This is a genomic window from Finegoldia magna, from assembly GCF_018371055.1.
Taxonomy (GTDB): domain Bacteria; phylum Bacillota; class Clostridia; order Tissierellales; family Peptoniphilaceae; genus Finegoldia; species Finegoldia magna_I.
This window is the reverse complement of sequence record NZ_JAGYZD010000032.1, coordinates 1-11,315: the sequence shown is the minus strand read 5'-3', so window position 1 is coordinate 11,315 and position 11,315 is coordinate 1. Positions and strand designations below refer to the sequence as shown.

General features: G+C 32.0%; 20 protein-coding genes. All 20 read right to left on the bottom strand.

All coding sequences use genetic code 11. The annotated features are described in order from the left end of the window. A partial coding sequence (gene rplA / locus KHW44_RS02655; protein WP_304065631.1) for a 50S ribosomal protein L1 occupies positions 1 to 692 on the bottom strand: 692 nt, incomplete at its 3' end. Positions 693 to 730: 38 nt separating this feature from the next. Then, positions 731 to 1,156 (bottom strand): 50S ribosomal protein L11, encoded by a 426-nt coding sequence (rplK, locus tag KHW44_RS02650; protein WP_002835316.1) that lies wholly within the window; start codon positions 1,154 to 1,156, stop codon positions 731 to 733. 88 nt (positions 1,157 to 1,244) lie between these two features. After that, positions 1,245 to 1,826 carry a transcription termination/antitermination protein NusG gene (gene nusG, locus KHW44_RS02645; RefSeq protein ID WP_304065627.1) on the bottom strand — a complete coding sequence of 194 codons (582 nt, stop codon included), beginning with the start codon at positions 1,824 to 1,826 and terminating at the stop codon, positions 1,245 to 1,247. Between the two features lie 18 nt (positions 1,827 to 1,844). Further along, a complete protein-coding gene (secE, locus tag KHW44_RS02640) occupies positions 1,845 to 2,063 on the bottom strand; it encodes a preprotein translocase subunit SecE (protein WP_094205471.1) in 219 nt (72 codons plus the stop codon). A gap of 9 nt (positions 2,064 to 2,072) precedes the next feature. Beyond that, the gene (gene rpmG / locus KHW44_RS02635) at positions 2,073 to 2,222 is read right to left on the bottom strand and encodes a 50S ribosomal protein L33 (RefSeq protein ID WP_002835319.1); all 150 of its coding nucleotides are present in this window, start codon (positions 2,220 to 2,222) and stop codon (positions 2,073 to 2,075) included. 76 nt (positions 2,223 to 2,298) lie between these two features. Next, positions 2,299 to 2,856 carry an elongation factor P gene (gene efp, locus KHW44_RS02630; protein ID WP_094224529.1) on the bottom strand — a complete coding sequence of 186 codons (558 nt, stop codon included), beginning with the start codon at positions 2,854 to 2,856 and terminating at the stop codon, positions 2,299 to 2,301. 57 nt (positions 2,857 to 2,913) lie between these two features. Then, the gene (locus KHW44_RS02625; RefSeq protein ID WP_002835321.1) at positions 2,914 to 3,402 is read right to left on the bottom strand and encodes a molybdenum cofactor biosynthesis protein B; all 489 of its coding nucleotides are present in this window, start codon (positions 3,400 to 3,402) and stop codon (positions 2,914 to 2,916) included. Between the two features lie 72 nt (positions 3,403 to 3,474). Continuing rightward, positions 3,475 to 3,816: a YraN family protein gene (locus KHW44_RS02620; protein WP_304065620.1), complete on the bottom strand. Its 342-nt coding sequence runs from the start codon at positions 3,814 to 3,816 to the stop codon at positions 3,475 to 3,477. Continuing rightward, a complete protein-coding gene (locus KHW44_RS02615; protein WP_304065617.1) occupies positions 3,797 to 4,420 on the bottom strand; it encodes a ribonuclease HII in 624 nt (207 codons plus the stop codon). The genes KHW44_RS02620 and KHW44_RS02615 overlap by 20 nt, the downstream gene beginning before the upstream one ends. Beyond that, positions 4,407 to 5,264: a ribosome biogenesis GTPase YlqF gene (ylqF, locus tag KHW44_RS02610; RefSeq protein WP_294684466.1), complete on the bottom strand. Its 858-nt coding sequence runs from the start codon at positions 5,262 to 5,264 to the stop codon at positions 4,407 to 4,409. The genes KHW44_RS02615 and ylqF overlap by 14 nt, the downstream gene beginning before the upstream one ends. A gap of 51 nt (positions 5,265 to 5,315) precedes the next feature. After that, entirely contained in the window at positions 5,316 to 5,663 is a 348-nt protein-coding gene (gene rplS, locus KHW44_RS02605; protein WP_002835325.1) for a 50S ribosomal protein L19, read from the bottom strand. Continuing rightward, positions 5,663 to 6,364 carry a tRNA (guanosine(37)-N1)-methyltransferase TrmD gene (trmD, locus tag KHW44_RS02600; RefSeq protein ID WP_094203456.1) on the bottom strand — a complete coding sequence of 234 codons (702 nt, stop codon included), beginning with the start codon at positions 6,362 to 6,364 and terminating at the stop codon, positions 5,663 to 5,665. Before trmD ends, rplS begins: the two co-directional genes overlap by 1 nt. Beyond that, complete coding sequence (rimM, locus tag KHW44_RS02595) at positions 6,364 to 6,852, bottom strand: ribosome maturation factor RimM (RefSeq protein ID WP_294684465.1); 489 nt, start codon at positions 6,850 to 6,852, stop codon at positions 6,364 to 6,366. The genes trmD and rimM overlap by 1 nt, the downstream gene beginning before the upstream one ends. Further along, the gene (locus KHW44_RS02590) at positions 6,852 to 7,082 is read right to left on the bottom strand and encodes a KH domain-containing protein (protein WP_002835328.1); all 231 of its coding nucleotides are present in this window, start codon (positions 7,080 to 7,082) and stop codon (positions 6,852 to 6,854) included. Before KHW44_RS02590 ends, rimM begins: the two co-directional genes overlap by 1 nt. Before the next feature lie 21 nt (positions 7,083 to 7,103). After that, the gene (gene rpsP / locus KHW44_RS02585; protein WP_002835329.1) at positions 7,104 to 7,355 is read right to left on the bottom strand and encodes a 30S ribosomal protein S16; all 252 of its coding nucleotides are present in this window, start codon (positions 7,353 to 7,355) and stop codon (positions 7,104 to 7,106) included. A gap of 19 nt (positions 7,356 to 7,374) precedes the next feature. After that, entirely contained in the window at positions 7,375 to 8,715 is a 1,341-nt protein-coding gene (gene ffh, locus KHW44_RS02580) for a signal recognition particle protein (RefSeq protein WP_304065608.1), read from the bottom strand. Then, entirely contained in the window at positions 8,705 to 9,070 is a 366-nt protein-coding gene (gene ylxM / locus KHW44_RS02575) for a YlxM family DNA-binding protein (protein ID WP_294684462.1), read from the bottom strand. The genes ffh and ylxM overlap by 11 nt, the downstream gene beginning before the upstream one ends. 115 nt (positions 9,071 to 9,185) lie before the next feature. Then, positions 9,186 to 10,145 (bottom strand): NAD(P)H-dependent glycerol-3-phosphate dehydrogenase, encoded by a 960-nt coding sequence (locus KHW44_RS02570; protein WP_294684461.1) that lies wholly within the window; start codon positions 10,143 to 10,145, stop codon positions 9,186 to 9,188. An 11-nt stretch (positions 10,146 to 10,156) separates the two neighbouring features. After that, a complete protein-coding gene (locus tag KHW44_RS02565; protein ID WP_102164544.1) occupies positions 10,157 to 10,531 on the bottom strand; it encodes a hypothetical protein in 375 nt (124 codons plus the stop codon). Positions 10,532 to 10,648: 117 nt separating this feature from the next. Next, positions 10,649 to 11,315 (bottom strand): lyase family protein (locus KHW44_RS02560; RefSeq protein ID WP_304065601.1); only part of this gene is annotated, 667 nt, incomplete at its 5' end.

The window sequence follows — 11,315 nt, the reverse complement described above, 5'->3', positions numbered from 1 at the left end:
GCAAATTGTAATGGATTAACCTTGATTCCAGGGCCCATTGTTGAAGCAATTGTTAAAGATCTAATATATTTACCTTTTGATGAAGCTGGTTTTGCTTTCAATATTGCTTGCATTAACGCATTGATGTTTTCAGCAATTTTTTCTTCTCCGAAAGAAACTTTACCAACTGGAACGTGAATAATATTGCTCTTGTCAGTTCTATATTCAACTTTACCAGCTTTGATTTCTTTGATTGCACTTGTAACATCCATAGTTACTGTACCAGCTTTAGGGTTTGGCATTAAACCTTGAGGTCCTAAGATTCTACCAATTCTACCTACTACACCCATCATGTCTGGAGTAGCTACTGCAACATCAAATCCTAACCAACCTTCTTTTTGGATTTTTTCTGCTAAATCTTCTGCTCCTACAAAATCTGCTCCTGCAGCTTTTGCTTCTTCAGCTTTTTCACCTTTTGCAAATACAGCTACCTTTTGGTCTTTACCTGTACCATGAGGAAGTACGATAGTACCACGAACTTGTTGGTCAGCGTGTCTACTATCTACACCTAATTTTGCGTGTAATTCTACTGATTCGTCAAATTTAGCTTTAGCAGTTTCAACAACTAATTTACTTGCTTCGTCTAATTTATATTCAACTGTTCTATCAATTAATTTTGCACTTTCTTGATATTTTTTACCTTTTTTTGCCATATAATCCTCCTTGTGGTTCTAACGAACTAAATCTCCCACTATTCTTCTACTGTAACTCCCATACTTCTTGCTGTACCTTTAATCATACTCATAGCAGATTCTAAGTTTGCTGCATTTAAGTCAGGCATTTTAATTTCAGCAATTTTCTTAACTTGTTCTTTAGTTAATTGTCCAACTTTAGTTTTATTAGGTTCTCCTGAAGCAGAATTTAATCCTAATTCTTTTTTAATAAGAACTGGTGCTGGTGGAGTTTTTGTTATAAATGTGAATGATCTATCTTGGTATACAGTCATAACAACTGGAATAATCATTCCCATTTGGTCTTGAGTTTTTGCATTAAACTCTTTTGTAAATTGCATTATATTAACACCGTGAGGTCCAAGTGCTGTACCTACTGGTGGTGCAGGTGTTGCTTTACCTGCAGGAATTTGTAACTTTACTATTGCTTGTACTTTTTTAGCCATATTAGTTCCTCCTTAAACTATTGTGGTTATCGGGGCTAACCTCCCACATCGATCTATATGAAATTAATTAAATAACTTATATTCAAATTTATATTTTTTCGATATCATCAAAGCTAATTTCAACAGATGTGTCTCTGCCGAACAAGGAAATTAAAACTTTACAGATAGCTTTTTCAGTATTTATTTCTTCAATAATACCTACTTGATCGCTAAATGCTCCAGAAACAATATTCACATTGTCTCCCACATTAACATCAATTTCTTTTTTAGAGTAAGATTGATTTTTAAGAGCGAATTTTTGGATTTCCTTTTCACTAACTGCTACAGGTTTGGATTCTGGTCCTACAAATCCTGTAACACCTCTGGTATTTCTAACTAAATACCATGAGACATCGGTAATTGTCATCTTAACGAAAACATAACCGGGGAAGATCTTTCTTTCTTTTAACTTTTTAGCTCCACCGACCTCTGAAACATATTCTTCAGTAGGTACTACTACTTCAAATATATTGTCGATATAACCACGATTTTCTACCATTTTTTCAATATTAACTTTTACTTTACCTTCGTGTCCAGAGTAAGTATGTACTACATACCATTTTCCCTCTTTGGCACGTTCCTTAAAATCTTCAGTTGCATTTTCAATAAATGTGTTATTTTTTTCGGTCATTGTGGATACTGTTCCTTTCTAAATAAATAGTCCAATTAAACGTTGGAACACAGTATCTAATCCGTATACGATTAATGCAACTATAAAGGAAATTATAACTACTACTATTGAGTATTCTAAAGTTTCCTTTGGTGTCGGCCAGACAATTTTATTCCATTCAGTCTTCACGCCTTTCAAAAATCCTTGATTTTTTTGGGCTGATTTTTGATTAGAATTTTGCGTATTTTTCGCTGCCATAAGCTCCTCCTATCTTGTTTCCTTGTGTAGAGTGTGCTTTTTACAGAATTTACAATACTTGTTAGTTTCCACTCTATCAGGGTGAAGTTTTTTATTCTTTTTAGTAGTGTAATTTCTGCTCTTGCATTCAGTACATTCTAAAATTACTTTATCTCTCATATTAGACCTCCTCTATTAGTATGGACAAAATCCACCGTACTACTTTATCATAAACGCGTTGAAAAGTCAATAAATACTAAACTCTTGACAAATATTCTCCAGTTCTTGTATCTATCTTGATTTTATCTCCTTCGTTTACAAATAAAGGTACGTTAACTGTAGCGCCTGTTTCTACAGTAGCTGGTTTTGTAGCTCCTGTTGCAGTGTTACCTTTAATACCAGGTTCTGTTTGAGTGATTTCTAACTCAACAAAGTTTGGCGGAGAAACTTGGAATGCTTTACCTTTGAAAAATTTGATTGTTGCCATATCATTTTCCTTTATATAAAGAATAGCTTCTTCAACACTAACTTTATCAATTGGTAATTGTTCATAAGATTCTGGGTCCATGAAATAATATAAAGTTCCATCGTTGTATAAGTATTGCATTTCTCTTGTTTCAATTCTAGCTTCTTCATATTTTTCGTTAGGATTGAATGTCATGTCTCTGTTTGAACCAGTCATAACTGATCTGATTTTTGTTCTTACAAAAGCTGCACCTTTTCCTGGTTTAACGTGTTGGAAATCTATAATTTGCCATACATCTCCATCCATTTCAAAAGTTGTGCCTTTTCTAAAATCTCCTGCTTGTATCATATATACCTCCTACAATTATCTATCATATATTATACATTACTAATTAATTATGAACAACTATTTTCTCGCACATTCTGATGCATCGCCTTGTAAAATTTTCAAAGCGTGATCTAACGTATCAATTATGTATTCCAAACTTTCTTCAACAGCCTTAGGACTACCCGGCATATTTATTATGAGGGAGTTTTTTCTAATAACTGAAACAGCTCTTGAAAGCATTGCTCTTTTTGTAATAGTCATCGAATAATTTCTAATCGCTTCACTAATTCCCAAACAAAGTTTTTCTGAAACTTCTAATGTAGCCTCAGGAGTTACATCTCTTTTTGAAAATCCAGTTCCACCCGTAGTCAAAATCAACTCAATATTTTCATTGGAATACTCGATTAATTTTTCTTTTATAAGTTCTTTTTCATCTGCTACAATATCATATTTTTCTAATTTATAGCCGTTTTTTTCGATAATTTCTATAATTTTTTTACCACTTAAATCTTCTCTTTTTCCTTGAGAACCCTTGTCTGATACTGTAAGCACTGCTACTTTATACATATTAAAACCTCTTTGTGTCAATATATTTGCTTGACCTTGATATTATATAAAAATACTAGCCCATTGTCAATATTAAAATGCGTCAATATAGTGATTTAATTTGAAATTATCCAAATAAATTTCTATCACATCAAATCTAGGCTGATAATCGTACAAATCATTTTTGTCGATATAAATTTCTGTTGTTTTTCTTATTCTGTCTTGTTTCCCAAAAGTTACAAAATCAGAAGGAGCGCCGAACTTATCATCAGTCCTTGCTTTTACTTCAACTATGACCAAATAATTTTCGTAAGTGCAAACTATGTCTAGTTCCCCAATTCTCTCGGAATAATTCCTGTCAATAATTTCGTAACCTTTTTCTATTAAATATTCACAAGCGTAATCCTCGGCAAATTTACCTCGGTTTTTTTCCATTTTCATATAATTTCCTCAAAAAAGTTTTTCTATGAAGCGGACACTCTCCATATTCAAGTATCATTTCTCTGTGAAATTTAGTTCCATATCCCTTGTGTTTTTCAAAACCGTATTGTGGATAGATAGTAGCCATATCCTTCATGTACTCATCTCTTATAACCTTTGCTACAATTGATGCACAAGAAATCGGATATAATTTTTCGTCACCTTTGACAAATGACATTTGTTTAATATCTGTGTCAATAATTTCTGCATCAATTACAATCAAATCAGGTTTTATGAATTTATTGTCCTTTGTTTTCAGACTTTCTACAGCTCTTTTCATAGATAATCTCGTGGCTTGCTTGATGTTAATCTCATCAACCACACTTTGATCCACAAAATTTACACTGTATGCCAAAGCTTGATCCAAAATCATATCCTTGAATTTAATTCTCTTTTTTTCAGAAAGCTTTTTTGAGTCAGTGACTCCTTCTATTATCTCACAATTTTTAGGCATAATAATTGCACATGTCACAACAGGACCTGCTAATGGTCCTCTTCCAACTTCATCTACGCCACAAATTAATTCTTCCCCAAATTCGTTATAATCAATCGCAAACATCTTCTAATGAAATTCTTCCTAACTTTGTTTTTCTAAATTCATCTATAACTATTGATGAAACTTTAGAATAATCAATATTTTTTCCTTTTAACAAACAGCCACGTCTTATAGCAATATCATCCATTATTTCGATTGTTTCCTTGTTTTGTGTATCAATCGAATATCTTTTTTCTAAAATTTGTGGATCAATACTCATTAGTTTCTCGATGAGCTTGTACGCTAAGTTTTCTTCATCCAAAATTTCATCTTTGATAGCCCCAGTAAATGCCAAATTCAGGCCAATTTCATTATCTTCGAATTTTGGCCACAAAACACCTGGTGTATCCAACAATTCCATCTTACCTTTTATTCTAATCCACTGATTAGTCCTTGTAACACCTGGAGTGTTTCCTGTTTTGGCAGATTGTCTGTTGGATAATTTGTTGATTATAGTAGATTTTCCAACATTTGGAATACCAACTATCATCATTCTAATAATTTCTGATTTTATGTTTTTGTCTTTTCTATTAGCAAGTACATCTTCTAAAATCTTTTTAGCTGTTGGCTCAATTTTATCCAAATTTTTACCGTTTTTGCTATCAATTGGAAGTGCTGTTATATTTTTCTTTGCAAAATAATTAATCCAGTTTTGTGTAATTTTAGGATCTGCCATGTCCATCTTGTTCAATAAAATCAATTGCGGCTTATCCTTTAAGATATCTTCTATAACTGGATTCATGGATGATCTTACAATTCTGCTATCCACAAGAACCAAAACTATGTCGACAAGTTTCATGTTTTCTTTTATCTTGTCAATAGCTTTTTTCATGTGCCCTGGATACCAGTTTATATTATTAATGTCCATGTTATTTCCTTTCCATCTAAAAAAAGTACTGAGAAAACCTCAGCACTCAATTTAGAATTTTTGCTTTTCTTTAACTTTAGCAGCTTTACCTTCTCTGTGTCTTAAGTAGAATAATTTTGATCTTCTTACTTTACCTTCTCTAACTAATCTTACGTTAGTTACTCTTGGTGAGTTGATTAAGAAAGTTCTTTCTACTCCTACACCGTAAGCTAATCTTCTTACTGTGAAAGTTCTTCTAAGTCCAGTTCCTTGCATTTTAATTACAGTTCCTTCATAAACTTGAACTCTTTCTTTATTACCTTCTTTGATAAGGTAGTCTACTTTTACAGTATCGCCAACATGAAAGTCGAACTTATTTTCTCTTAATTGTTCATCTTCTAATGTTTTTATAATATCCATTATGATCCTCCTTGGTTTTTTTCTTTCAGATATTTCTGATATATATCTTCTCTTTTAAGTTTAGTGTTGTTTAGTCTTGATTTTTCTCGCCACTGTTCGATTTTTTCGTGATTTCCTGATAATAAAACTTCAGGAACTTCATATCCGTTAAATACTCTGGGTCTTGTGTAGGAATCTTCCTGTAGCAATAAATTGTAGTGCGAATCTGTCTTATAACTTTCATCATTTCCCAAAACATCGTTAATCATTCGGCTTACACAATCTATAAGAACCATAGCTCCTAATTCTCCACCAGTCATAACATAATCTCCAATAGAAATCTCCTCATCACAATAATGATTGATGATTCTACTGTCGACACCTTCGTAATGGCCACAAAGAATGACTATTTCTTTTTCTTTTGAAAGTTCTATACACTTTTGTTGATTAAGAACTTTCCCTTGAGGAGACATAAACACAACTTTTGATTTGTTTTTGTTCACATCTTCCAAGCAGTCATAAATTGGTTGGCAAGTCATAAGCATCCCAGCTCCGCCACCATATATCTCATCGTCTACCTTTTTGTGTTTATTTTTAGTGTAATCTCTAATATTAACCACTTCAAGTTCAATGAGATTGTTTTGGATTGCTTTTCCTATGACTCCGTATGATTTTAAGTAATCAAAACTTTCTGGAAATAATGTGAGAATTATAAATTTCATCACATACCCTCAATTATAACTACATCGATTAATCCATTTTCTAAATCTATTTTTTTAATGAACTCTTTTACAGCAGGTATCATAAATTCTTTTTCATCATTTTTAATTACATATACATCATTACTATAAACGCTCAAAACTTCAACCAAATCTCCGATGTATTCACCATTACTATAAGCCTTTAACCCAATCAAATCGTCAATGTAAAAGCTTCCATCTTTCAATTCGTATCTGTCTTTTTCATCTATATATAAAAACTGTTTTTTGAATTCAAGAACTTCATTAATATCGTTAAATTCTTCAAAATCAATGTACAAAAAACCCTTGTACATTCTATAATTTTGAATATTGACCTCAACTTTTTTATTCCCGAGATAATAACAAATATCTTCGTCAAATCTTTCGATATTATCAGTCAACGGTCTCATTTTAAGACATCCTTTAATACCGTGAGTATTGAGCACTTCTGCTACAGCTATATATTCCATTATTGCAAAATATCTACGACAACTTTTTCGCCACTCTTAATAGCCGCTGCCTTAGTAATAGTTCTAATTGCCTTGGCAATTTTCCCTTCTTTTCCTATAATTTTCCCCAAATCTTTGGAATCTGCTTTAATTTCTATAATAACCGTATGTTTGTCTTGTCTTGATGTTACTTCAACTGCTTCTTTGTTATCAACTAACGCAGTAGCAATTGTTTTAACTAATTTTTCCATGACAACTCCCAACTTGTATTATTATTTTGCTTCGTAAACTCCATTATTTTTAAATAATCTGTCTACTGTATCTGTAGGTTTTGCACCGTTTTTAATCCATTGTTGAACTTTTTCGCTATCAACTTTAACAGTTTTTTCTTCAACTAATGGGTTGTAATATCCGATTTCTTCGATGAATTTACCATCACGAGGACATCTTGAATCTGCGACAACTATTCTATAAAATGGTTTCTTCTTTGCTCCCATTCTTTTCAATCTAATTTTTACTGACATAATTTACCTCCATAACTTATTATCTAAAAAAAGGCATTTTCATTTTACCTTTTTTACCAAATTTCTTTTGTAGCGCTCCCATATTTTTCATCATAACTTTCATTTCTTTGAATTGTTTCAAAAGTTTGTTAACCGCTACTTGATCTTGACCGCATCCTTTAGCAATTCTTTTTCTTCTAGATACGCTAATGATATCTGGATTTTCTCTTTCTTCTTTGGTCATAGATTTAATAATTGCTTCAATCTTATCAAATTCTTTGTTATCGAAATTCACTTGTTTAAGCATTTTACTATCCACGCCAGGAATCATTGCAAGAATATCTTGCATAGGTCCCATTTTTTTGATTTGCTGCATTTGGTCAAGAAAATCATTAAAGTCAAAACTTTGAGCTTTAATCTTTTCTTCTAATTCTTTTGCCTTCTTCTCGTCAAATTGATTTTGTGCTTTTTCGATAAGGCTAAGAACATCTCCCATACCCAAGATACGTGATGCCATTCTGTCCGGATGGAACGGCTCTAAATCTCCAAGTTTTTCACCTACACCTATAAATTTAATAGGCTTATCTGCTACTTGTCTGATTGATAAAGCAGCACCACCTCTTGCATCACCGTCTAACTTAGTAAGGATAATTCCTGTAATATCCAAATCCTCGTTAAACTTAGCTGCAACATTCACTGCATCTTGTCCAGTCATCGCATCTACAACTAACAAAATATCTGAAGGATTAACTTCTTGTTTAATATTTTTTAGCTCATCCATCAAAGTATCGTCAATATGAAGACGACCGGCAGTATCTATAATTACATAATCAATGTTCTTTTTCTTAGCTTCTTCGATTGCTTTTTTTGAAATTTCAACGGGATTTGTTTGTCCCATTTCAAATACTTCTACACCAACTTTTCCACCAACAACTTGAAGTTGTTTAATGGCAGCAGGTCTGTAAATATCACACGCTACAAGTAAGACGCTTTTGTTTTTGTTTTTCAAACTCAATGCAAGTTTTCCGGCATGAGTTGTTTTACCTGCCCCTTGCAAACCGCAAAGCATAATTACCGTAGGTTTCATTGGTGAAACGTTAAGTTTTTCTTCCTTTTCACCCATCATTTTAGTTAATTCTTCATTAACTATTTTAATAACTTGTTGACCTGGAGTAAGACTTTCTAAAACAGAAGAATCGATAGCACGTTCTTTTACTTGAGATATAAAATCTTTAACAACTTTATAGTTAACGTCCGCTTCCAATAAAGCAAGTTTAACTTCTCTCATTGCAACATCTATATCTTTTTCTGTCAACTTTCCTCTGTTGGTCAATTTTGACAAGGCATTTTGTAATTTATCGGACAAATTTTCAAATATCATTTCCCACATCCTCTAAATCATTTAAGAAATTTTCTATATCTATAATGATATTTTCAATTTCTTTGCTTTTGATTTCTGGTGACAAAGAGAAAAGATCATTTCTGATTTTTCTAAGAAATTGATGACTCTTTTTTGATTTTTCAATTAAGCCAAGTTTTTGTTCGTATTCATAAAGCTTATTTTCAGCTCTTTTCAAACTATCACTTACAGCTTGTTTTGAAATATCACAAATTTGAGCAATTTCATTTAATGACAAATCCTCATTGTAGTACTTGTCAATTACATCGTATTCTCTTTTCGTAAGCAATTTACCATAATAATCAAACATCATGGTAATATTTAATAATTTTTCCATTCAATCACCGTCAACCTTTTTACTTGACTTGTATATTATATAAACTTAAAATCTATTTGTCAAGCATTTTAATCAAAAAAAGAAGTGCTTTTTTGCACTTCTAATTTGTTTTTCATTAATAAAATTCTTTTTTCAAACTTCTACTGAATAATTTGTCGATTTCTTCTTCGCATTTCGAATTTTCGTACAAAACTTTGTACACTGCATTGTTTATTGGTAAATCCAAATTCATTTTGTCTGCTTGTAATTTAATAGCTTTTACAGTGTAGTATCCTTCAGCTAATTTGTCGTATTTTTCTGATTTTGCATACATTTCTCCAAACATTCTGTTGTGAGAATATTGCGAGAACACCGTAGCCTCATAATCTCCAAGATGGCAAAGACCGTATGCGCTAAGCTCTTGGCCTCCAGATGCCTTAATAAACCTTGCAACTTCTCTACAACCTCTACTCATCAAAGCTCCCTTCAAAGAACTTATTTTCATTCCATCCAACATTCCTGCAGCAATTCCAATTACATTTTTGTAAGCTGCGCCGATTTCATTTCCAATCAAATCTTGTCCATAATAAAATCTAATCAAATCTGAACTGTAATTTTCAATCAACAATTCTTTCACATCTTCATCTTCCGAATCAATTACCATACAATTTGGAACATTGCGGTAAAATTCTTGTGGATGACCTGGACCGATCCAAGCTGCAACTTTGTTAGATCCATCCATAATTTCTTTGCAGACTTCTGATAATCTTTTTCCAGTCGAAATCTCAATCCCCTTCATATTAGTAACGATAATTTTATCCTTAATTCCAATAGACTTAAGTTCTTCACACACATTTCTAAAACCTTGTGCATTTATACTAACATGAATAACATCACATTCTTTTGCTCTTGTGATATCATCGGTTAATTCTAAATCATCTTGCAAAGTAATAATTCCATTGCTACGACTTTTCTTAAAGTTTTCGAAATCTTCAGTTCCATTCAAACCATACAACAAAACTTCATGACCAATTTTTTTCAAATACCAAGCGATGAAACTTCCCCATCTGCCAGGCCCTATAACCATAATTTTCATCATATACCTCTTTATTTCTTTTTGTTAGATTTCTTATTATTTTCTTTATTAATAGCTCTCATTCTAATCATATTCATCCACAAAAGTGTGTTATAAATTAAAAATGTTAGATATGTTAAGAACACATATACCTTATTAGGATGGTAATAAATCAACATAAAACCTATTAACAAAACGATAAAACTTCCGTATTCGAATTTTGTTCTTTTTCTTTCAAGACTTTTTGGTAAAATCATTTTATTTTGCGACGCATAAACTGCCCACGCAAGTAAAATTAACAACGATATTATGTTGTGGCCTCTAAGTAGAGTAGATACGAAAACCACCATTAAAACATTTGATATCGCCAATATAACATTGTCTGCATTTTTAGTATTATTTTTCATCATATCACCTAAATAAATTATAACATATTAGCAAATTTAAAATAATGTAAAACTTTTAGTTCGTAATAAAAAATCCTGTTATCAAATACTCGATAACAAGATTTTGTCAACATAAAATTATTTTTTTGCTTTTTGTTCCTTGTCTTCTAGTTTCTTTTTTTCGATGTAAGCTTGTTGTTTTTGTTTAATCAAATACTCAGCTGCAATTCCTGGCATTGTCATAGCAATAGGATCCAAGATTTCTTTCAATTCATCTTCTGTCAGGATTTTTTCGTCCAATACGATATTTCTAACTGTAATTCCCGTACTCAAAGCACGCTTAGCAATTTCAGCGGACTTCTTATATCCAATATGAGGAACTAATGCTGTTACAATTCCAACGGATTTTTCTACGTCATTTGAAAGTTTTTGTCTGTTTGGTTTAATTCCAAGTATACAATTTTCTCTGAAAGTTTTCACTGCGTTAGTTAATATAGATATTGATTCGAACAAACTATCAAATAACACTGGTTCAAAAGCGTTTAGTTCTAATTGTCCGTGTTCAGCACACATTGTAACTGTATTATCATTTCCAATAATCCTGAATACAACTTGATTAACAACTTCTGGAATTACAGGATTTACTTTACCTGGCATTATTGATGAACCATTTTGTCTAGCTGGAAGTTCAATATCTCCAACCATAGTTTTTGGTCCTGAACTCATTAATCTCAAATCACTTGCCATTTTTGACAAACTTACTGCAGTTGATTTTACTGCTGATGATATCTCTACAAGTCCATCC

Excerpts from the sequence above, each read along its gene's own strand:
- rpsP (WP_002835329.1), bottom strand. The coding sequence starts at position 7,355 with ATGTCAGTAAAAATTAGATTGAAAAGAATGGGAGCAAAGAAGAAACCA.
- KHW44_RS02625 (WP_002835321.1), bottom strand. The coding sequence starts at position 3,402 with ATGTATAAAGTAGCAGTGCTTACAGTATCAGACAAGGGTTCTCAAGGA.
- rpmG (WP_002835319.1), bottom strand. The coding sequence starts at position 2,222 with ATGAGAGATAAAGTAATTTTAGAATGTACTGAATGCAAGAGCAGAAAT.
- rplS (WP_002835325.1), bottom strand. The coding sequence starts at position 5,663 with ATGGATATTATAAAAACATTAGAAGATGAACAATTAAGAGAAAATAAG.
- KHW44_RS02570 (WP_294684461.1), bottom strand. The coding sequence starts at position 10,145 with ATGAAAATTATGGTTATAGGGCCTGGCAGATGGGGAAGTTTCATCGCT.
- rimM (WP_294684465.1), bottom strand. The coding sequence starts at position 6,852 with ATGGAATATATAGCTGTAGCAGAAGTGCTCAATACTCACGGTATTAAA.
- KHW44_RS02615 (WP_304065617.1), bottom strand. The coding sequence starts at position 4,420 with ATGTTTGCGATTGATTATAACGAATTTGGGGAAGAATTAATTTGTGGC.
- ffh (WP_304065608.1), bottom strand. The coding sequence starts at position 8,715 with ATGATATTTGAAAATTTGTCCGATAAATTACAAAATGCCTTGTCAAAA.
- secE (WP_094205471.1), bottom strand. The coding sequence starts at position 2,063 with ATGGCAGCGAAAAATACGCAAAATTCTAATCAAAAATCAGCCCAAAAA.
- KHW44_RS02565 (WP_102164544.1), bottom strand. The coding sequence starts at position 10,531 with ATGAAAAATAATACTAAAAATGCAGACAATGTTATATTGGCGATATCA.
- ylqF (WP_294684466.1), bottom strand. The coding sequence starts at position 5,264 with ATGGACATTAATAATATAAACTGGTATCCAGGGCACATGAAAAAAGCT.
- nusG (WP_304065627.1), bottom strand. The coding sequence starts at position 1,826 with ATGACCGAAAAAAATAACACATTTATTGAAAATGCAACTGAAGATTTT.
- KHW44_RS02590 (WP_002835328.1), bottom strand. The coding sequence starts at position 7,082 with ATGGAAAAATTAGTTAAAACAATTGCTACTGCGTTAGTTGATAACAAA.
- efp (WP_094224529.1), bottom strand. The coding sequence starts at position 2,856 with ATGATACAAGCAGGAGATTTTAGAAAAGGCACAACTTTTGAAATGGAT.
- trmD (WP_094203456.1), bottom strand. The coding sequence starts at position 6,364 with ATGAAATTTATAATTCTCACATTATTTCCAGAAAGTTTTGATTACTTA.
- KHW44_RS02620 (WP_304065620.1), bottom strand. The coding sequence starts at position 3,816 with ATGGAAAAAAACCGAGGTAAATTTGCCGAGGATTACGCTTGTGAATAT.
- ylxM (WP_294684462.1), bottom strand. The coding sequence starts at position 9,070 with ATGGAAAAATTATTAAATATTACCATGATGTTTGATTATTATGGTAAA.
- rplK (WP_002835316.1), bottom strand. The coding sequence starts at position 1,156 with ATGGCTAAAAAAGTACAAGCAATAGTAAAGTTACAAATTCCTGCAGGT.